This is a genomic window from Hyphomicrobium sp., assembly GCF_036780825.1.
Classification (GTDB): Bacteria; Pseudomonadota; Alphaproteobacteria; order Rhizobiales; family Hyphomicrobiaceae; genus Hyphomicrobium_C.
The window spans coordinates 1-19,796 of record NZ_DAIQCD010000028.1 but is presented as its reverse complement, the minus strand read 5'-3'; the positions used below and the strand labels follow the sequence as shown (position 1 = coordinate 19,796).

The following is a 19,796-nucleotide window of genomic DNA, read 5'->3' as shown; positions in this document are numbered from 1 at the left end:
CAAGTTCGTTCCTCAAATCGTGAGCTTGGCGATGATGCGCTGGACAACTGGGAGAGGCGGGATTAACACCCGGCCGTGCTCGCCAGAGGCCGCGCCCGGCGGTTACACACCAAAAGCTGGAGAGCCGCGGAAGCGCCAATCCGGCCGATTGGCCACTTGCGGGCAGAGATAAGGATCGACGCCCGGAATTGTCAACGCACTGGCGCTGTATCCTCGTAAGGGGCTCCTCAGAGTCGCTTAGGCCAGGCTCGTGAGCCCGCATCCCGGAGAGCGGGGTCAAACATCTGCAATTGTTAACTTGGCACACAGGCCGGGCTTCGTCTATGGATGCCTCGGCCCATAACCTTACAAGCGCCTTACGTGGTCCTTACTTCTTCTCGAATCCGGCATTCGTGGGAGCGAAAGTGAGCAGGCTCCAGGCGCATCAACCTCCAGGAGCAGCTCAGTGAAATACATCAGTGTGGCCCGTATTGCGGTGTTTACGATGGCCGGTGCAGCGCTCCTCGTCGCTCCGGAGCTTGCCGGCAGGGGACAGGCGCTCGCCGAGGATGCCGTGCTGGCGCGGATCAACGGGGCCGAGATCAAGGAATCCGATCTTAAGCTGGCGGAGACCGAGGTTGGCGCCGAGATCAACAGCGTTCCGGCCGATAAGCGCCGCCGTCTCCTGCTCGAATTCCTGATTGAAATGCGCCTCTTCGCCGATGCGGCCGACGGGGCGAAGCTGACGAGCGGTCCGGACTTCGAGCGACGCCTTGCCTATTGGAGCACCCGGGCCAAGCGCGATGCCTTCTACGAAGCGTCCGTCAAGGGCGCGATTGGAGAGGGGCTCGTGCGGGGCATCTATGACGACAAGGTCAAGATGATCCCGAAGGAGGATGAGATCGACGCACGCCATATCCTCGTCGAGAGCGAAGACAAGGCGAAAGAGGTTCTCGGCAAGGTCGAGAAGGGCGAGGACTTCGCCAAGCTCGCGGAAGCCTATTCCAGCGATCCCGGCTCGAAGGCCAACGGCGGCAAGCTTGGCTATTTCAGCAAGGGACAGATGGTGAAGGAGTTCGAGGAGGCGGCCTTCGCGCTCAAGAAGGGTGAGGTTTCGAAGCCGGTGCAGAGCAAGTTTGGCTGGCATATCATCAAGGTCGACGATCGCCGCGAAAAAGCGCTGCCGACGTACGAGGAGGTCAAGGACCAGATCGTCGACGGCATGGTGCAGCAGAAAGGCCAGCAAGTGGCGACGGAGCTGCGCGAGAAGGCCGAAATTGACTACGTTGATGCCGAGATCCGCGAAGAGGTGCGGCAGGAGACGGCGATAGCTGCGGCCCGGAAGAAGCTTCAGGAAGAGCAGCTCGAAGAGCAGATCAAGAAGATGGAGCAGGAGGGCCAGCCTGAGACGCAAGGCGGCCAGCCCGAGAAAAAGGACTGAAGGCTCGCGTGCCCGTTCCTGCCGAACAGGAGCTGGGGCGCGTTACGCCCCCCCCTGTTGTTCCTCTAGCGAAATCCAGTTGCTTCTCTGGAAAATCCGGTAGCGTCGGCGCAGGGTAGGCTGCTATGCCTTGCACCAACGCCATCGGAGAGCAGCCATGCCCAGCCAACTCGCTTTGATCTTCGCCATTCTCTTGGAGGTCGCAGCGACCTCGGCCTTGAAGGCGTCGGATGGATTTACGCGGCTCCTGCCCTCGGTTGTGGTCGTCATAGGCTACGGATCCGCGTTCTTTTTCCTCTCGCTTGCGCTGAAGACCATCCCCATGGGCATCGCTTACGCCATCTGGTCGGGGATCGGCATCGTTCTGATCTCGGTGGCCGGCTGGCTGCTTTATGCGCAGAAGCTCGATTTTGCGGCGTTGGCCGGCATGGGCCTCATCATCGCCGGCGTGTTCGTCCTGCAGGTCCTCTCCGGAACCGCGGAGCAGTGACAACCAGCCCGAAGCGTGAAACATCGGTCTCATCAAACACCTAGAGCGCGTTCACTCTTATTAGAATCGGATTGCGCGGCTTGAACGCGCTCTAAGTTTTTATTTGAGAGGCTGTTTCACGTTCTCGGTGAATGTGTGTCCCCATCCACCTCATACGATCAGGCTCCAAAGTGTCCGATCCGATTCCATCGGATCGGAAGACGCTCTAGAGTTTGCCGCCGGACGCCGATCCCTCCGCAGTTCGGCGTCGTGCCGCCGTTTCCCGCCTGGAGCTCCACATATGGGTAAGATTTCCCACCGCTCGCCCTTCGTGCCCGAAAAGCTTGTGCGGCTCGCGCCGCTCGCGGGAGTGCGGTTTGCAACGGCAGAGGCCGGGATCCGCTATAAGGGCCGCACCGATCTGATGGTCGCCGTGCTGGATGAGGGTACGACCGTAGCCGGCGTGCTGACGCGCTCCAAAACGGCGTCCGCACCTGTGCTTGCCTGCCGGAAGCACCTTGCGGGCGGCGCGGCGCGGCTGCTGATCGTGAATTCTGGCAACGCCAATGCGTTCACGGGAATGAAGGGCCGGGAAGCCGTGGACCGCACAGTCGCAGCGGGGGCGGCGGCGGCAAATTGCGCCGAGCACGAGGTGTTCGTCTCGTCGACCGGCGTGATCGGGGAGCCGATGGACGCGGGCCGCTTCGTGCATCTCATCGACGGTCTCGTGAACAGTGCCGTGCCGGACGCCTTCGAGGCCGCAGCACGGGCCATCATGACCACCGACACCTATCCCAAGCTCGCGACGCGCCGGACATCGATCGGCGGTGTCGAGGTGACGATCAACGGCTTCTGCAAAGGCGCGGGCATGATCGCGCCGGACATGGCCACGATGCTCTGCTTCATCTTCACCGATGCAGCCATCGCCGCCGCGGCGCTTCAGGCATTGCTCTCCGAGCATGTCGAAACCACGTTCAACGCCATGACCGTGGACGGCGATACCTCGACGAGCGACACCTGCCTCGTGTTCGCGACGGGCGCGGCGCGGGCGCGCGGCCAGGAGCCGGTCGAGAAGGTCGGCGCCGAGGCGCTCGCGGACTTCTCGCGCGCCCTGCACGATCTGATGCGCGACCTTGCCATCCAGGTGGCGAAGGACGGAGAGGGCCTGTCGAAGTTCGTGACGTTCGTGGTCGAGGGCGCGGAGAGCGTGGAGGCCGCGCGCAGAATCGCGCTCGCCTGCGCCAACTCGCCGATCCTCAAGACGGCGATCGCCGGCGAGGATCCCAATTGGGGCCGCGTCGTCATGGCGGTCGGCAAAGCGGGAGAGGCGGCAGACCGCGACAAGCTCTCGATCTGGTTCGGCGCGCATTGCGTGGCGTGGAATGGCGAAAGGTCGGCCGAATATGACGAGGCCGCGGCTGCTGCCTACATGAAAAACCGTGAGATCGTGATCCGCATCAATGTGGGGGTCGGCGAGGCGGCCGCACATGTATGGACCTGCGACCTCACTCACGATTACATAGCCATCAATGCAGACTACCGGAGCTAGGATGTGGATGACACGGCTTTGACGCCCGGCTTCTGGATCGAGCGCTGGCAGAAGGGCGAGATCGGTTTTCACCAGCCGGAAGGAAACGATTTGCTGGTGACGCACTGGCCCTCGCTTGGGGCGGCGCCAGGCAGCACCGTCTTCGTGCCGCTCTGCGGAAAGAGCCGCGATATGGTCTGGCTCGCCTCGCAGGGTCATCGCGTTATCGGCGTCGAGCTCTCGCCGCTGGCGGTGGACGACTTCTTCCGTGAACAGGGGATCGAAGCAGACACAAACGCCCGCGGGGCGTTCGTCGTGCGCTCGGCGGGCCCGATCAGCATCTGGTGCGGAGACGTCTTCGAGCTTCCAGCCGAGGTCACGCGCGAGGTCGGGGCCGTGTACGACCGCGCCGCGCTCGTGGCTTTCCCGCATTCGCTGCAGGTGCGCTATGCGCGCCGGCTGATGGAGATCATCCCGGCCGCGGCGCCGATGCTGCTGGTCTCGCTGGCTTACCCCGTCGGGCAGATTCCCGGACCGCCGTTCTCTACGCCGCTCATGAACGTGGCCGAGCTCTTCGCCGAGACGTACGACATCGACGTGCTCGAAAGCCGCGATGGTCTCGCCGCAAGTCCGGGCCTCAAGGCGCGAGGCGTGACCTCGCTCGAGGAGACGGCGTATGTGCTGAGGGCCAAGGCGGGGTGAGCGGGCGGTGCCGCTCTCCGATGTCGAGCCCGCAGAAGCTTGCGTGGGCCCCGGCCTTCGCCGGGGTGACGTTGTGCTGGCGGGGAGTGGCTGAATCCAAGGAGACGTTGCACTGGCGTCGGCGCAAGCCTTGACCCGCGATGTCAAGACTGCATCCGGGAAACCGGTTCCTATTTTCGGAAGCTCTTTATCGCGTGAGCACGTCTGGGGCGGAGCGGATGGCGTCGTAGACCGGCGCGAGATCGGCGGCCGTCGTGCAGTAGGGCGGCATCACATAGATCGTATTGCCGAGCGGACGCAGCAGTACGCCCGAGGCGAGAAAGTGGGCGCGGAGCGCGAGGCTGGCTGATGCGAGATAGCCGCTGTCCGTCACCTTGAGATCGAGTGCGGCGATGGTGCCGATGCGGCGCGGGTTCTCGAAACGGCTGTCAGTCTCAAAAGCAGCGATGTGCTCGGCTTGCAGCGCGGCGAGTTTGCCGATGCGCTCCAGGACGGGCTCGGTTTCCCAGATCCCGAGGTTGGCAAGGGCGGCTGCGCAGCACACCGGATTGGCGGTGAAGCTCGACGAATGGAAGAACGTGCGTGCGCGATCCTCGGAATAGTGCGCCTCGAAGATGCGGGGCGTCGCAAGTGTTGCGGCGAGAGGAACGGAGCCGCCTGTGAGGCCCTTGGCGAGGCAGAGGATGTCGGGCGTAACACCCGCCTGGGTGCAGGCAAAGAGCGTGCCCGTGCGGCCCCAGCCGGTCATCACCTCGTCGGCAATGAAGAGGGCGTTATGGCGCTCGCAGATGCGCTTCATCTCGGCAAGCGTTTCCGCGCCGTAAATCAGCATGCCGCCGGCGCCGGCGATCAGAGGCTCGGCGATGAAGGCGGCGAGCGGGGCTTCGCGGGCCGCCGCGTCGAGCGCGTCGAGCGTCTCCTGCTCGCGTCCTGGATGCGGAAAGGGGATGCGCACCACATCGAACAGGAGCGGCTCGTATGCAGCGTTGAACACACCGCGGGCGCCCGCCGACATGGTGCCGATGGTGTCGCCGTGGTAGCCGTGCTCGAGGGCCGCGATGCGCGTGCGAGGCTCGCCGATGTTGCGCCAGTAGCCGAGCGCCATCTTGAGCGCCACCTCGACGGCGGTGGAGCCGCTGTCGGAATAGAAGACATGGGCCAGGCCGGGCGGGGCGAGGCTGACGAGCTTCTCGGCGAGCTTCTCGGCCGGTTCATGGGTGAGCGCGGCAAAGATCACCTGGTCGAGCCGGTCGATCTCTGCGTGGACGGCCGCGACGATCGCCGGGTGACGGTGACCGTGTGTGATGACCCACCATGAGGAGATCCCGTCCAGGATGCGGCGCTTGTTGGCTGTTTCCAGCCAGGCGCCCTCAGCGCGTGCGATCGCGATCGGCTGCGGCTCCAGCGCATGCTGCGTGAAGGGATGCCAGACGGTGCCGCGTGTCATCAGGAGAAGTCCTCGAGGCGGAAGTTGGCAGCGAAGGCGGCAGCGAGGCTATCGCGGGTGAGCGGCGCGAGGCGGGGGAGGCGCCCCAGGCGGCGCACGTTGCCCATGGCGGCGATGGTGTGCTCCGTATCCGGCATCTCGTCGCCGACGAAAGCGATGCCGAGAATGGGGATGTTGCGCCCGTTCAAGGCCTCGATCGAAAGCAGGCTGTGGTTGATCGTACCGAGAGCGGTGCGCGCGACCAGCACGACCGGCAGGCGCCAGGCCGCGAACAGATCGATCATCAGCAGGTGGCGATTGACCGGAACCATGAGCCCGCCCGCGCCCTCGACGACGAGCGGGCCTTCGACGGGCGGAAGATCCAATTGTGCCAGGCTGATCTCGCGGCCTTCCGCTTCGGCGGCGCGGTGGGGCGACTCGGGACGTGCGAGCCGGAACGCCTCGGGGTGAATGCGGCTCGGAGAGAGGCCGGATAGCTCGCCGATGCGTGAGCTGTCGCCGCCGCCGTCGAGGCCGCACTGGATTGGCTTCCAATAGGTCGCGCCGAGTGCACCGGCGAGCGCGGCGGCGAACACCGTCTTGCCGACATCGGTATCGGTTCCCGTAACGATGAGGCCTTGGGTCATGGGCACCGTCCTATCATCTCTGCGCAATAGAAGGAGACGAAGGGCGGGCTCACATCGTGTAGCGGGCCATGGCTTCTCGCCCCTCGCGGAGGAGGTATGGAGGGGAATTTCAACGGCGGGCCGATCCGGGTCCCCCCACCCCTGACCCCTCCCCACAAGGGGGAGGGGGAAATTTGAGTTTCGCTCTTGCCGGAAGAAGACGCGTTGGGTGTGCTTGCGACGCGGCACCGGCCACGACTCCTCCCCCCTTGTGGGGGAGGCTGGGAGGGGGGGGGTCCCCAACGGCTGGGGTCCTGGGTTCCCTTCACCCCTAACCTCTCCCCGCCAGGGGGAGGATGCGTTCGTCTTGGCTTCGATCATGCCGCCGTCTCGTTCAGCAGGGGCGCGAGCGTATCGATGAGACGCGCAACGGCCTCTTCGCCGGCGTTGAGGGTGAGTGAGATGCGCAGGCGCGCCGTGCCTTCGGGAACGGTCGGCGGGCGCACCGCGCGCACATCAAATCCCTCGTCGATGAGGGCGCGGGCGACGGAGACGGCCCGCTCGTCGGCGCCCAAGATGACCGGCTGGATATGCGAGCCGGAGGGAGAGATCCCTGAGCGGCGCGCAAGCTCCTCTCCGGTAAAGGCGACGAGGCGTGCAAGCCGCTCGCGACGAGGAGCATCTCGGCGAACAATCTCGAGAGAGGCGCGCACAGTGGCGGCCATCAGCGGCGACGGCGCCGTCGCATAGATGAAGGGGCGCGCCCGGTTGATGAGATAGTCGCGGATGAGACGTGGAGCGAGCAGGAGTGCGCCGCTCACGCCGAGCGCCTTGCCGCAGGTGTGAAGCGAGATGACGTCGGGTGCGCCCTCCAGATCGTGGGCGAGGCCGCGCCCGTCCGGACCGAGAGCGCCCGTGGCGTGCGCCTCGTCGACGACGAGATAGCCATCGTGGCGGCGCGTGACCGTGATCAGGTCGGAGAGCGGGGCGCGGTCGCCGTCCATGGAGTAGAGACTTTCGACGGCGATCCAAGGGCGCCCCGTGCCGCCCGCCGCCCGCCAGCGGGCGATGGCGTCGTCGAAGCTCTGGGCGTCGTTGTGGGTGGCGGCTGTGACGGTGGCTTTGCCGGCGCGCATGCCATCGATGACGCTGGCGTGGATCAGTGCGTCGTGGACGACGAGATCGGCGCGGGCGGGCAGCGTGGAAAAAAGCGCGTAGTTGGCGATGAACCCGCCACCGAAATAGAGGCAGCTTTCAGCGCCGAAGAAGGCTTGCGCTTCGGCTTCGAGTGCTTCGTGCTCCGGATCGTTGCCGCGCAGTAGGCGCGAGCCGCCGGCGCCCAAGGCCACGCCGCGATCGAGCGCGCTGGCGGCAGCCTCTGCGAGCTCAGGTGAGGCGGCAAGGCCCAGATAATCGTTGGATGCGAAATCGATGCCGCGGCGAGGCGCGAGCGCGCGCAGACGCCCGCGGCGCTCGAGTGCCCTCAGCGCCCGCTCGTGGCCGGCTGACATGTCGTATCTGAGCCGCAGCCGGCGTGATCCGTATCCTGAGCGGCGCCGGCCTCATCGGTCTCGCCATCAAGGGCGAGAGGCTCGATGCCGAGCTTCTGGAACAGGACCTGATCCTTGTCCTCGCCCGGATTGTCGGCGGTGAGCAGGGTGTCGCCGCAGAAGATCGAGTTGGCGCCGGCGAAGAAGCAGAGCGCCTGCGTTTCCTCGCTCATCTCGGTGCGGCCCGCAGAGAGACGCACGAACGATGCCGGCATCATGATGCGTGCGAGCGCAATGATGCGCACGAAGGCGATCGGATCGACCTTCTCGCGATTTTCGAGCGGCGTTCCGGGAATGGGGATCAGCATGTTGATCGGCACGCTCTCGGGATGCTTGTCGAGGTTCGCCAGTGTCACCAGCATGTCGATGCGGTCCTCGATGGTCTCGCCGAGACCGACGATGCCCCCCGAGCAGACCTTGATGCCCGCGTCGCGCACGCGTGCGAGCGTGTCGAGCCGGTCTGCAAAGGTGCGTGTCTTGATGATCTCGGAATAGTAACGCTCCGAGGTATCGATGTTGTGATTGTAGTAGTCGAGGCCGGCGCCCTTGAGCTTCCCGACATCCTCATCGGAGAGCATGCCGAGCGTCATGCAGGTCTCCATGCCGAGGGCCTTGACGCCTTCGACCATAGCGACGATGGCCTCCATGTCGCGAGCTTTCGGCTGGCGCCAGGCGGCACCCATGCAATAGCGCGTGGCGCCCTGCGCCTTGGCGCGCCGGGCTTCCTCGAGCACACGCTCCACCTCCATTAGCTTGGTGGCCTTGAGGCCGGAGGCGTGGTGCGCCGACTGGCTGCAGTAGCCGCAATCCTCCGCGCAGCCGCCCGTCTTGACGGAGAGCAGGCGCGCGAGCTGGACTTTGTTCGGGTCGAAATGGCGGCGCTGGACGCTCGCCGCGCGGAACAAGAGGTCGTTGAACGGCAGGTCATGGATGGCCTGCGCCTCGGCGCGGGTCCAGTCATGGCGGACCGGGTCCGCGGCGGAAGCGGGCGTCGGAATGACGTGCACGTTCATCGAAGGCTCTCTCGTCGTTGCTTCAAGATGATGTTTGCACTGCGAAGGCACTGGACTGCAAGGTTCTATTTGGCCGCTCGAGAGGGCGTGTCTCCGCGGCCTCTTCTTTGGATTGTCGATCTTCCAGAGCCAATCATCGCTTGCGCTCGACTCAAGGCTGAGGAAATCTCGTCAATGCTTGCTTCGATTTGCTCTGATCGTCGGAGCACGTCGATTGCATTGGGGAGATCAAGATGGACCTTACATCACTTCTCATCCAGGCTGTGAGCGGTGCGGTCGGCGGCAATGCCGCTGCAGCCGCAACTAAGAACGATACCCTCGGGACGATCGGCAACACGATCGCCGGCGCAATCGGGGGCGGCATTGGCGGGCAGCTGCTCGGCCAGCTTCTCGGGCTGGGTACGGCCGCGGCTGCCTCGGGGCTCGACATCAACGCGATTTTGGGCGGATTTGCCACCGGCGGCGTCAGTGGTGCCGTGACGGCGCTCGTGCTCGGCTTCCTCAAGTCCAAGTTCGCGACCTAGAGCCGTTCCGGTTTAAGCGGAATTGGGGAACGGCTCTAAGCTTATGTATCCTCGTGCTTCTTCTCGGACACCATAAGTGCACGGCTTCGCCATGACCGGTTCCCATTTTTCCGGAAGCACTCTCGAGCACGTTCACGCTTGATGGACCCGCCGTTGCGGGGCGAACGTACTCGAGATCTTTGTTTGAGAGACTGGTTCACGTTCTCGAGTGTCTTCCGGTCCATGATGGGACCAAACAGCGCGAGCTGTTTGATGAGGCTGATAGTTCGCGCAACGCGCTGATCGCGCATGACATCGGGCGGGAGGCTCGCGTCACAAGCTTCCCGCCTCTCTGCGCCTCTAGACGACACTCCGGAAAAGAAGAAAACCGAGAAATTGCCTGCCATCAACTTTGGTTGGCCGATCCCGCTCGCTCTCAGGTAACACGGACCGTGACAAGTATTTGAATGAGATGTGCCAGCGAGATGGACCCGCTGCGTGTATTGAACGCGATATACTTATCGACGTTTCGCCATCATCCTCATGATGGCCGATTGTTCTTGATCAATTGCTTTCTCGACATGCTGTGTCTACGCTGACGAATGTAGACAAAGGTTCGGCAGAGCTGCCGGATCGGAGTAGGGAGTTGAAGCGATGGGAACGGATCATCAGCCGGAATTCGATTCCAAAACGTTCGGTCCCTTCGGACCGTTGTTCGACGTCTATGCGTCGTTTTTCGAGCGCACCAGCCAGGCCTGCGGTGTCGCCAATCCCTTCTCGGCGCAAACAGGCGTGCACGATCTCTCGCAGCGGATGGGTGCGCCATTCAAGGCCCTGATGCGCTCACAACTCGCATGGTCCGCGCTCGTCAATAAAAGAACGCAGGCCTACATGCACATCGGCCCGCGGCTGGCGCAGTGCCGTACGCCGTATGACGTCGTCAATGAGCAACTCGCCTTCTGGCGGACGGCGACGGAGCAGTACACTGAAGGCTACCGCCGGATCTTCGATGCCTGGTCACCGCTGGACGTCTTCGGTGAGACCGAGAGCGAGCGGGCGGAGCGTGATTACATCAATTTCAGCGGCAGCAAGGATAGGGACGTCGACGCGCCGATGCGGCAGGAGGCCATTGGCCAGCGTCGCGTCGCTTGATCGGCCGCCTCCGCGCGTGCAAGCGCGCGCTCGCGAGCGTGAACGGCATTGCTCGTTTCCGCACAGGGTAACGGGCTTCGTGGCTGGCTTCGCTATGAGTCCGCATGCGCTCAAGCGCGCTCCATCTTGTTCAGACGATCGCGTTCCGAAGCAGCGTGAGCGCAAGCGTCCTACTCGAGCGCCGCCAAGCCCTTGTCAAAGCCCTCGAGTGAAATCGGAATTCCGATTCCAGCCTCTTCGGTCTGGAAGATGATGAAAATCGCTGTCTTCCCGGTCTTCAACTGCTCGACCAGCTTGTCCTCGACCGTCACCTGGGCGTAGCACGCAAACGTGTGGCAGCGCAGGAACGGGGCATGTCCGATGTCGGCGCCATCCACCTTGAGGCCAATGCCCGGAGGAAGAAGGACGCCGACGGGTGCGAACACGCGCAGCACCTTCGTGCCGTTCGAAAACTTCTGAAAATAGATCGTGAGGCCGACGTTCTTGCGATCTTCGGCCGTGACGCTCTGCACGAGGGCGCAGGCTTCGTTCTTCGCGCCTGGTGGCGGTGGTTTGCATACGTATTGCCAGTCGCCGTACTGGCCCTTCACCTCGCCGCCGAAATGCTGTTGGAGGGCGGCTTCCCGGGCTTCGGTGGCATCCTGTGCCAGAGCGCCCGTGCCCCCAGCCAACCCCGCCAATCCTGCTGCCAGGACCGCGAAGGTAACGCCCACGAAGCGCCCTGCTGCGCTGCGGCCGATGCATGTGAGCCGTGGGGATGGGCCGGAGCAGCGTGACATGGCCTCGGAAGATCCTCGCTAGAGTGCTTCCGGAAAAGTGGAAACGGTTTTCCGAAAAGAAGCACGATGAAATAAACACTTAGAGCCGTTCCCCGATTCCGCCTAAACCGGAACGGCTTTAGGTGGCGTTCGAGCGCACGAGCAGCCGATTGTGTCTGGCGGCCGATGCAGCGTCCTGGTCTTTCGTCTCAAACGTGCGGGAATGCCCGCCGGGCGGATCGGTTCGTCGCTCCGCTCCCGCGCTCAATCCAGAGACTGATTCGCGTTTCCGATGTGCGCATCCCAAACTCTTGCGTGCAGCCGTCATGCCTTCTCGCATTTCGAACGGTCAGGCGACAGCACTCAAATTTCCTTGATCGCTCGGGTGAGCGTCGTCTCGGCAGTATTCCGATGGCTCATCCCACTCGAAGCGCCTCGCCACGCAAAGGAGGTCTTCTACGTTCGAGACGAGCACTTCTCCCTGAGACCCAGCATCGGTTTCCGCAAGGAAAACGGCCAAAATTGGAAGGCGGCCAAGTCGTCACGCTCCGCCGGGCCCGAACGAGCGAGATGGATGCAACCGGCAATCCCGCTCGCAAAGCCGGAAGTCTGGTGCAGCGCAAAAACGCCTGCGTGTCATTCGCCGGAGAAGCAACGCGTGGTTATGACGCACGAAACTTGACTTGAGCAGCCTTTGACGGTTGTGCTGTCTGTTGGGAGACGCTGCCATAATTGTGGCAGGCTCGGGGCGGTCAGTACAACGCGAGCGATAGGGCGGATGATCCCGCCGTCAGTTGCGGCAGATAACGATCGACAAGATCGAGAGTCCGAAGTCAGGGAGAGGCCGGCATCAGGCCGGGATAGGATCGGGGAGTGGTTTTATGCTGAACAGGATTTACACGTACGTGCCTCGAATGGCGCTGGCAGGGTTGGTGGCCCTGCTAATTGCCCCGGGGATGGTGCTCGCGAATGGCCTGGGGCAGCCGGCTCCGAGGCAGTTGGGCATGCAAGAAGCGGCGACGCCCATCGCCCACGAGCTGCATGCCTTCCATGACCTGACCAATACGATCATCATCGCCATCGCACTGTTTGTGATGATCCTGCTCGCCTACGTGATGTTCCGCTTCAATGAGAAGCGCAGTCCCTCCCCCAGCTCCACCACGCATCACACGCTTCTCGAAGTCGCCTGGACCGTGATTCCCATCCTGATCCTGGTGGTCATTGCGATCCCGTCCTTCAAGCTGCTCATGAACCAGTACACGTATCCGAAGCCCGATCTCACGATCAAGGCGATCGGCAACTCCTGGTTCTGGGAGCATGAATATCCGGACCAGGGCAACTTCAACGTCACCTCCAACATGCTGACGGACGATGAAGTGGCCGAGCGGGTGGCAAAGGGGATCCCGGCGCCGCGGCTGCTTGCTGTTGACAATGAGGTCGTCGTCCCGGTCAACAAGGTCGTGCACGTACTTGTGACCTCAAACGACGTGATCCATAGCTGGACGGTGCCCTCGTTCGGTTCCAAGATCGACGCCGTTCCCGGCCGCGTGACCTCCACGTGGTTCCAGGCCGAGAAAGAAGGCATCTTCTACGGCCAGTGCTCCGAGCTTTGCGGCCTCAACCACGCGTTCATGCCCATAGCGGTCCGTGTCGTATCCGAAGAGGTCTTCGGCGAGTGGTCCGGCGCCATGCAGGCGAAGGATCGTAAGAAGGCGCGCGAGATCATCGAGAAGGTCGCGCTGGAGCAGGCCGGTGTCGGGCCTGTGGCGGACGCCGCGCCGCGCTGAGCGAGCGCGCCCGTCAGACGCACACGCGTCCTCTAGAGGCTGCAAAGCCTTCTGAAACCAAGGAACGGAAACACCCAGGTCAACAAAGGTTCGAACAATGGGTAGCACCACAGCAGCACACGCCGGCCACGATGATCATGCCCCCACAGGGTGGCGCCGCTGGCTGTTTTCGACCAACCACAAAGACATTGGCACGATGTACCTCGTCTTCGCGATGATCACCGGGATCGTCGGCGGTGCCTTGTCGGTCGCCATGCGCCTCGAGCTCGCAGAGCCGGGCATGCAGTACTTCTCCAACCCGCACGCGTTCAACGTGTTCGTCACCGCCCACGGCCTGATCATGGTGTTCTTCATGGTCATGCCCGCGACGATGGGCGGGTTTGGCAACTGGTTTGTGCCGCTGATGATCGGTGCGCCGGACATGGCGTTCCCGCGCATGAACAACATTTCCTTCTGGCTCCTGCCGGTCGCGTTCACGCTGCTCATCATTTCCATGTTCGTGGAAGGGCCGACGGGGATGACCGGTTCCGGCACCGGATGGACAGTCTACGCGCCACTATCGACTTCGGGACATCCAGGGCCCTCTGTCGACTTTGTGATCCTCTCGATCCATATCGCCGGCGCCTCCTCGATCCTCGGCGCCATCAACTTCATCACGACGATCTTCAACATGCGCGCTCCGGGTATGACGCTGCACAAGATGCCGCTGCTCGCCTGGGCCGTGCTGATCACCGCGTTCCTGCTTCTGCTTTCGCTGCCGGTGCTTGCAGGCGCCATCACGATGCTGCTCACCGACCGCAACTTCGGCACGACGTTCTTCTCGCCAGCGGGTGGCGGCGACCCGGTGCTCTACCAGCATCTGTTCTGGTTCTTCGGGCACCCTGAAGTCTACATCATGATCCTGCCGGGCTTCGGCATCATCAGCCACATCATCTCGACCTTCTCGCGTAAGCCGATCTTCGGCTATCTCGGCATGGCGTACGCGATGGTTGCGATCGGCCTTGTCGGCTTCATCGTGTGGGCTCACCACATGTATGCCTCGGGAATCACGGTGAACACGCAGGCCTATTTCGTGTTCGCGACCATGGTCATCGCGGTGCCCACGGGCGTGAAGATCTTCTCGTGGATCGCTACGATGTGGGGCGGCTCGATCCAGTTCCGCCTGCCGATGATGTGGGCCCTCGGCTTCATCATCCTGTTCACCGTCGGCGGCGTCACGGGTGTCATGCTCGCCAACGCAGGCGTGGACCGCGCGCTTCACGACACCTACTACGTGGTGGCGCACTTCCACTACGTGCTGTCGCTCGGCGCCGTATTCTCGATCTTCGCGGGCTACTACTACTGGTTCCCGAAGATGACGGGCTACATGTACTCTGAGTTCTGGGGCAAGCTGCACTTCTGGATCACCTTCGTGGGTGCCAACGTGCTGTTCTTCCCGCAGCACTTCCTCGGCCTCGCCGGCATGCCGCGCCGCTATGTGGACTATCCGGATGCGTTTGAATTCTGGAACCACGTGTCGTCGATCGGCTCCTACATGACGGCCGTCGGAACGCTGTGCTTCTTCATTGGCCTGGCCGTCGCGTTCGCACGCAAGGTGCCGGCCGGCAACAACCCGTGGGGTGCAGGCGCCACGACGCTCGAGTGGACGCTCTCGTCGCCGCCTCCGTACCATTCGTTCGAGACGCTGCCGCGTATCTCGGCGAGCTCGCACCACTAAGGGCGAGATCGTACGGGGCGGGCGCAGCGCGCCATGTGCGCCCCGTGCGGAGACGTGCACTGAAAAAAGCGGCGGCGGGCCTTGTTTCGCCCGCCTCCGCCCTCGGACCGCGACAGAGAACTGCGGATCATAACGAGCGGGACAAACCTGCTGCACGGCCATGGGGAGACTATGACTGGATCGACTGCAGAGGGCGTGCTCGCCCACTCCGTTCCCGCAGCGGAGCCTTCCGTTAGCGACTTTTTCGAGCTGATGAAGCCCCGAGTGATGTCGCTCGTGGTCTTCACCTCGCTCGCGGGTCTGTTCGCTGCGCCTGGCACGCTGCATCCCGTGCTGGCCGTCATCGCGATCATCGCCATCGCGGTCGGAGCCGGTGCCTCGGGCGCGCTCAACATGTGGTATGATGCTGATATCGATGCCCGCATGGCGCGCACCGCCGCGCGTCCCATCCCGCGGGGCCGCGTGACGGCGGGCGAAGCGCTGACCTTCGGCTCGATACTCTCGGTGATGTCGGTCCTGACGCTGGGCGTGCTCGTCAACTGGACGGCGGGCGCGCTGCTGGCGCTGACGATCGCCTATTACATCTTCTTCTACACCATGTGGCTCAAGCGGCGCACGCCGCAGAACATTGTCATCGGCGGCGCGGCCGGGTCGTTCCCGCCGATGATCGGATGGGCCGCGGTAACAGGAACGGTGAGCGTGGAAAGCGTGCTCCTGTTCCTCATCATCTTCATGTGGACGCCGCCGCATTTCTGGGCGCTCGCCCTCTACCGTTGCCGCGACTACGAGCGTGTCGGCGTGCCGATGTTGCCGGTCGTCGCCGGTGGAGACGAAACGCGGCGGCAGATCCTGCTCTATTCACTCGCGCTCGTGCCGCTTGCTGTGGCGCCGTATTTCATCGGGCTCGGTGGGGTGGCGTATGCGGCGGTCTCGGTCGTGCTAGGGCTGATTTTCCTCTACCTGGCCTTCAAGGTGTGGCGGGTGAGGGAAGGCCGCGAGGCGGATTATGCTGCCAAGCAGCTGTTCGGCTTCTCGGTGCTTTATCTTTTCCTGCTGTTCGCGGTGCTGCTCGGCGAGCATCTCGCGCTCAAGCTGATCTAGAAGTCAGACGCATGAGCCTTATCGACGTGGAACGACACGAAACAGAGGAAGCGCCCGATGTGGAAGAGGAGGCGAAACGCCTCAAACGCCAGCGCCTGCGGTCGGTTGCCATCGCACTCGGCTTGGCATTCCTGGTGTTTCTCTTCTATGCGGCCTCGATCGTGAAGATGGGCAGCCGCTAGCTGCGAATGGAGGAGTAACCGTGACCACACCGGAAGGACAAGACCATCATCGGGACGCCAGCGCTTCCGCCGCTGCGCCGCGCCCGGATCCTGTCCACCGGGGTTCGAACCGCGGTGTCGTGCTGGTGTGCCTCGGCGCATTGCTCGCTATGGGAGCGATGACCTGGGCTGCCGTGCCGCTCTATCGCCTGTTCTGCCAAGTCACCGGTTTCTCCGGCATTCCCGTGCGGGCTGCGAAATTGCCGGACAAAGTGCTCGATCGCACGATCACGGTTCGCTTCGATGCCCATGTGACGCGCGGCATGTCCTGGACCTTCGAGCCGGTGCAGCGCACGATGGATGTGAAGTTCGGCGAAAGCGTGCTCGCCTTCTACAAGGCGCACAACACGTCCGACCAAACGGTCAAGGGAACCGCCACCTTCAACGTCTCGCCCGACAACGTCGGCGGGTTCTTCAGCAAGATCGAATGCTTCTGCTTCACCGAGCAGACGCTCGCGCCCGGCGAGACTATCGATATGCCGGTGTCGTTCTTCATCGATCCCGCGATGGCCGAGGATCGGAATGCGAGGGTGATCAATGAGATCACGCTTTCTTACACGTTCTATCCCGTGAACGACGGCGCCAAGGCCGAAGCGCCAGCGGGATCCGAGCCTGGAGAAGGAGCGCGACAGGGAGGTTGACGGCTTGCGCCTCGCTAGGAAGGACGAGCCGACGAAGTTTGACGGTGCTGCCGCCCTCCTGCCAGCCGCTTAGGCCGGACGCGGCAGAATCGAACGGATCCCGGAGCACAAGCAATCCGGGCAAAAGGACGGGTCGGGGTAGCGATCGGCTGCGGCGTCATTGCCAGGCCGGCCCGCGCTGCGGCCGGGGAAGCAAACGAACGGGGACTGACGGAGACGAAAATGGCCCAAGCGCACGGCAAGCAACACGACTACCACCTGCTCGACCCGAGCCCGTGGCCGATCCTGGCCGCGCTGTCGGCGCTGGTGCTGGCTATCGGCGGTATCATCTGGATGCGCTCGCTCGGAGAGGGCGCGGCCGGGCTGTTCGGCGTCCACGGCTCCTGGGTGTTCTATCTCGGTGCAGCCTGCGTCATCACCGTTGCAGCCATGTGGTGGCGTGACGTGGTGATCGAAGCGCAGCGCGGCGATCACACGCCCGTCGTGCAACTCCATCTGCGTTACGGCATCATCCTCTTCATCGCCTCGGAGGTCATGTTCTTCGTGGCCTGGTTCTGGGCCTATTTCGATTTCGCCCTGTTTCCCGGCGGCGTCTATACGCTCGACAACGTTAAGGAAGCGCTCGGCCTCGTGCAGCGGAACGAGCTGTTCGGCGGCGTGTGGCCGCCGGTGCCGGTCGATTCGACGGACGCCGTCGTGCCGGCCACAGGTGCTCCGGCCGACGGATACTTCAAAGGCACGTTCGATCCCTGGGGCATTCCGCTGGTCAACACGCTGATCCTGCTCACGTCGGGCTGCACGGTGACCTGGGCGCACCATTGCGTGCTGAAGAACGATCGCCGCGGCCTCGTGCTCGGCCTGGCCGCCACGGTGGCTCTCGGCTTCATCTTCACCTGCTTCCAGGCCTACGAGTACATGCACGCCGCCTTCACGTTCGGTGGCCATGGCTATGGCGCAACGTTCTACATGGCGACCGGCTTCCATGGCGGGCACGTCATCATCGGCACCATCTTCCTCGCCGTGTGCCTGCTGCGTGCCTTGAAGGGCCACTTCACGCCGAAGCAGCACTTCGGCTTCGAGGCGGCTGCCTGGTACTGGCACTTCGTCGACGTGGTCTGGCTGTTCCTGTTCGCGTCGATCTACGTGTGGGGTGCAGGCCCTAACGCGGGTGCGGTGCACTAGAATTTAAGTGCGCGCGCGTTGTTGCTTGACGCAAAATGGCCAGGGGGTCGGGACTTGAGCCCGGCCCCTTTGCCCTTTCGAGGAGCGCCGCCATGGCGGAACACGATAGGCAGGGGCCGCGCGACGACGGCGCGATACACCCGCTCGTTACCGGAGCCTTGGCACGGTGTCCGCGGTGCGGCGGCGGGCGGCTGTTCCACAAAGGGCTCATGCTTAGACCCGGTTGCAGCGATTGCGGGCTGGACTACAGATTTATCGATACGGGCGACGGGCCGGCCGTGTTCGCGATCCTTATCCTCGGCTTCGTGGTGCTAGGTGCGGCGCTGTTCGTTGAATTCCGCTATGAGCCAAAGGTCTGGGTGCACGCACTGCTCTGGGGGCTCATTACGCCGCTGCTCGCGCTCTTGTTGCTGCGGTTCCTCAAGGCCATTCTCATCGCGTTGCAGTGGGTGAACAAAGCCGAGCAAGGGCGCCTCGCCCAGGATTGACGATGGCGGATGGACAAACGGTGAGAGCAAGTTGGCTGCGCGGCCTGATTTGGCCGGCCGTGTTCACGCTGGCGGCACTGCCGATTTTGATCGGACTCGGCGTGTGGCAGCTTGAGCGCCTGGCCTGGAAGGAAGACCTCATCGCGCAGATCAACGAGGGGCTCGGCAAGCCACCGGTTCCGCTCGAGCATCCGGCCGAGGCCTGGAAGGAACTTGTCGGGCGGGAGTATCGGCCGGTCTCCGTCACCGGGCGCTTCCGGCATCAGGACGAACGCCTGCTCTTCGCGCCCGGGGAGGGCGAAAGCGGCTGGCATGTCTATACGCCGCTCGAAACCGAGGGCGGACACATTCTCTTCGTCAATCGGGGCTTCGTGCCGGACCGGCTGAAGAACCCCGGCAGCCGCTCCGAGGGAGAGATCCAAGGCGAGGTGACGGTGCAGGGTCTCATCCGCAAACCCGCGAGCAAAGGCTGGTTCGCGCCCGAGCCGGACACGGCGCACAACATGTTCTACTGGCGGGATCTCGCGGCGATGACGGCGTCGCTTCCCGCGGATGTGGACCGGGCCCGCGTGCTGCCGTTCTTCGTCGATGCGGCGGCTGAGCCGGCGAACCCCGGCGGCTGGCCGCGCGGAGGTGTCACCCGTCTCGACATCCCCAACCGCCACCTCGAATATGCGCTGACGTGGTTCGGACTCGCGGTCACGCTCATCGCCGTATTCGTAGTCTTTGCCCGGACGCGGATCAGAGACGGAGATCCGGCGCGGCTCTAGAGCCGTTCCGATTTGAATGGAATCGGAGAACGGTTCTAGGCTTTTGTTTTCTCGTGCTTCTTTCCCGAAAACTGGTCCCGCTCTAGACCATGATCGCTTCTGACCCTATCTCGCAGAAGCGGACACATAGGTCTCGCCAAAGAGCAGAGCCTCTGATCCAATTCCATCAGCCAAGACGCGCTTTCGCTTGGAACTTTCAGGAGCGTTTTCCGGAAGCGTGAACCGGACTTCCGGGAAGAAGAAGCGGAAACAAAAGCTTAGAGATCGTCCTGGATGCGAGTGGATTTCGGGCACGGCCCCTAAGGCCCGCATCCGCCGGGCTTTACAGCGACATGCGGCGGCGATCAGGTATAGACTTCTCATGTTCAGACAGGCCCTGGCTCCACCACGGCCATACAACCCAGGACTGCAGGCTAGTGACGTATATCTCTACCCGCGGTGAGGCGGCTTCCCTCACGTTCGAGGACGTGCTGCTCGCCGGGCTCGCGCGCGACGGCGGCCTTTATGTACCGCGCACGTGGCCGAGCTTCTCGCCCGAGATCATTGCTTCCTTTGCGGGCTGGCCGTTCGCGGAGGTGGCCGCGGAGGTTCTGGCGCCGTTCGCCGACACCTCGTTCGATAAGGCGGATCTCGCTGCCATGGCCCGCGAAGCCTACGGCCGTTTCGGCCACCCCGCGGTGACGCCGCTCGTGCAGATCGATCGCAACCGCTGGGTGCTCGAGCTGTTCCACGGGCCGACGCT

General features: G+C 63.5%; 19 protein-coding genes and 1 pseudogene. 15 read left to right on the top strand and 5 right to left on the bottom strand.

Annotated elements, in window-relative coordinates; all coding sequences use genetic code 11:
- Positions 1-445: 445 nt before the first annotated feature.
- From V7P99_RS11335 to V7P99_RS11320, 4 genes are all read left to right on the top strand, one after another.
- The gene (locus V7P99_RS11335) at positions 446-1,420 is read left to right on the top strand and encodes a peptidylprolyl isomerase (RefSeq protein ID WP_333794930.1); all 975 of its coding nucleotides are present in this window, start codon (positions 446-448) and stop codon (positions 1,418-1,420) included.
- Positions 1,421-1,577: 157 nt separating this feature from the next.
- A complete protein-coding gene (locus V7P99_RS11330) occupies positions 1,578-1,910 on the top strand; it encodes a DMT family transporter (RefSeq protein WP_333794929.1) in 333 nt (110 codons plus the stop codon).
- 280 nt (positions 1,911-2,190) lie between these two features.
- Entirely contained in the window at positions 2,191-3,438 is a 1,248-nt protein-coding gene (gene argJ, locus V7P99_RS11325; RefSeq protein WP_333794928.1) for a bifunctional glutamate N-acetyltransferase/amino-acid acetyltransferase ArgJ, read from the top strand.
- 3 nt (positions 3,439-3,441) lie between these two features.
- Entirely contained in the window at positions 3,442-4,119 is a 678-nt protein-coding gene (locus tag V7P99_RS11320; protein ID WP_333794927.1) for a thiopurine S-methyltransferase, read from the top strand.
- A 187-nt stretch (positions 4,120-4,306) separates the two neighbouring features.
- Here the strand turns inward: V7P99_RS11320 and V7P99_RS11315 are convergent, their stop codons facing one another.
- From V7P99_RS11315 to bioB, 4 genes are all read right to left on the bottom strand, one after another.
- Positions 4,307-5,566 carry an adenosylmethionine--8-amino-7-oxononanoate transaminase gene (locus tag V7P99_RS11315; RefSeq protein ID WP_333794926.1) on the bottom strand — a complete coding sequence of 420 codons (1,260 nt, stop codon included), beginning with the start codon at positions 5,564-5,566 and terminating at the stop codon, positions 4,307-4,309.
- Positions 5,566-6,192: a dethiobiotin synthase gene (gene bioD, locus V7P99_RS11310; RefSeq protein ID WP_333794925.1), complete on the bottom strand. Its 627-nt coding sequence runs from the start codon at positions 6,190-6,192 to the stop codon at positions 5,566-5,568. Before bioD ends, V7P99_RS11315 begins: the two co-directional genes overlap by 1 nt.
- Before the next feature lie 356 nt (positions 6,193-6,548).
- A complete protein-coding gene (locus V7P99_RS11305) occupies positions 6,549-7,682 on the bottom strand; it encodes an 8-amino-7-oxononanoate synthase (protein ID WP_333794924.1) in 1,134 nt (377 codons plus the stop codon).
- Positions 7,655-8,734: a biotin synthase BioB gene (bioB, locus tag V7P99_RS11300; RefSeq protein WP_333794923.1), complete on the bottom strand. Its 1,080-nt coding sequence runs from the start codon at positions 8,732-8,734 to the stop codon at positions 7,655-7,657. Before bioB ends, V7P99_RS11305 begins: the two co-directional genes overlap by 28 nt.
- 233 nt (positions 8,735-8,967) lie before the next feature.
- On the opposite strand from bioB, the gene V7P99_RS11295 reads away from it, so the two are divergent.
- Together V7P99_RS11295 and V7P99_RS11290 are read left to right on the top strand one after the other, a co-directional pair.
- A complete protein-coding gene (locus V7P99_RS11295) occupies positions 8,968-9,258 on the top strand; it encodes a hypothetical protein (protein WP_333794922.1) in 291 nt (96 codons plus the stop codon).
- A 633-nt stretch (positions 9,259-9,891) separates the two neighbouring features.
- Positions 9,892-10,389 (top strand): hypothetical protein, encoded by a 498-nt coding sequence (locus tag V7P99_RS11290; protein WP_333794921.1) that lies wholly within the window; start codon positions 9,892-9,894, stop codon positions 10,387-10,389.
- A 170-nt stretch (positions 10,390-10,559) separates the two neighbouring features.
- Here the strand turns inward: V7P99_RS11290 and V7P99_RS11285 are convergent, their stop codons facing one another.
- A complete protein-coding gene (locus tag V7P99_RS11285) occupies positions 10,560-11,168 on the bottom strand; it encodes an invasion associated locus B family protein (protein WP_333794920.1) in 609 nt (202 codons plus the stop codon).
- An 860-nt stretch (positions 11,169-12,028) separates the two neighbouring features.
- Between V7P99_RS11285 and coxB the strand changes: the two genes are divergently transcribed.
- The 9 genes and pseudogenes from coxB to V7P99_RS11240 form a co-directional block, all read left to right on the top strand.
- Positions 12,029-12,934, top strand: a complete 906-nt coding sequence (gene coxB / locus V7P99_RS11280; RefSeq protein WP_333794919.1) for a cytochrome c oxidase subunit II — start codon at positions 12,029-12,031, stop codon at positions 12,932-12,934.
- A 97-nt stretch (positions 12,935-13,031) separates the two neighbouring features.
- Complete coding sequence (ctaD, locus tag V7P99_RS11275; protein ID WP_333794918.1) at positions 13,032-14,651, top strand: cytochrome c oxidase subunit I; 1,620 nt, start codon at positions 13,032-13,034, stop codon at positions 14,649-14,651.
- 171 nt (positions 14,652-14,822) lie between these two features.
- Positions 14,823-15,752 (top strand): heme o synthase, encoded by a 930-nt coding sequence (locus V7P99_RS11270; RefSeq protein WP_333794917.1) that lies wholly within the window; start codon positions 14,823-14,825, stop codon positions 15,750-15,752.
- Between the two features lie 11 nt (positions 15,753-15,763).
- Positions 15,764-15,934, top strand: a complete 171-nt coding sequence (locus V7P99_RS11265) for a hypothetical protein (RefSeq protein ID WP_333794916.1) — start codon at positions 15,764-15,766, stop codon at positions 15,932-15,934.
- Positions 15,935-15,954: 20 nt separating this feature from the next.
- Positions 15,955-16,614: a cytochrome c oxidase assembly protein gene (locus V7P99_RS11260; protein WP_333794915.1), complete on the top strand. Its 660-nt coding sequence runs from the start codon at positions 15,955-15,957 to the stop codon at positions 16,612-16,614.
- Positions 16,615-16,836: 222 nt separating this feature from the next.
- Positions 16,837-17,796, top strand: coding sequence for a cytochrome c oxidase subunit 3 (locus tag V7P99_RS11255; protein ID WP_333794914.1), 960 nt, complete (start codon positions 16,837-16,839; stop codon positions 17,794-17,796).
- Positions 17,797-17,888: 92 nt separating this feature from the next.
- Positions 17,889-18,284 carry a DUF983 domain-containing protein gene (locus V7P99_RS11250; protein ID WP_333794913.1) on the top strand — a complete coding sequence of 132 codons (396 nt, stop codon included), beginning with the start codon at positions 17,889-17,891 and terminating at the stop codon, positions 18,282-18,284.
- Positions 18,285-18,286: 2 nt separating this feature from the next.
- Positions 18,287-19,054: an SURF1 family protein gene (locus tag V7P99_RS11245; RefSeq protein WP_333794912.1), complete on the top strand. Its 768-nt coding sequence runs from the start codon at positions 18,287-18,289 to the stop codon at positions 19,052-19,054.
- A 416-nt stretch (positions 19,055-19,470) separates the two neighbouring features.
- Positions 19,471-19,796: pseudogene (locus V7P99_RS11240) on the top strand (threonine synthase); the annotation flags it as partial.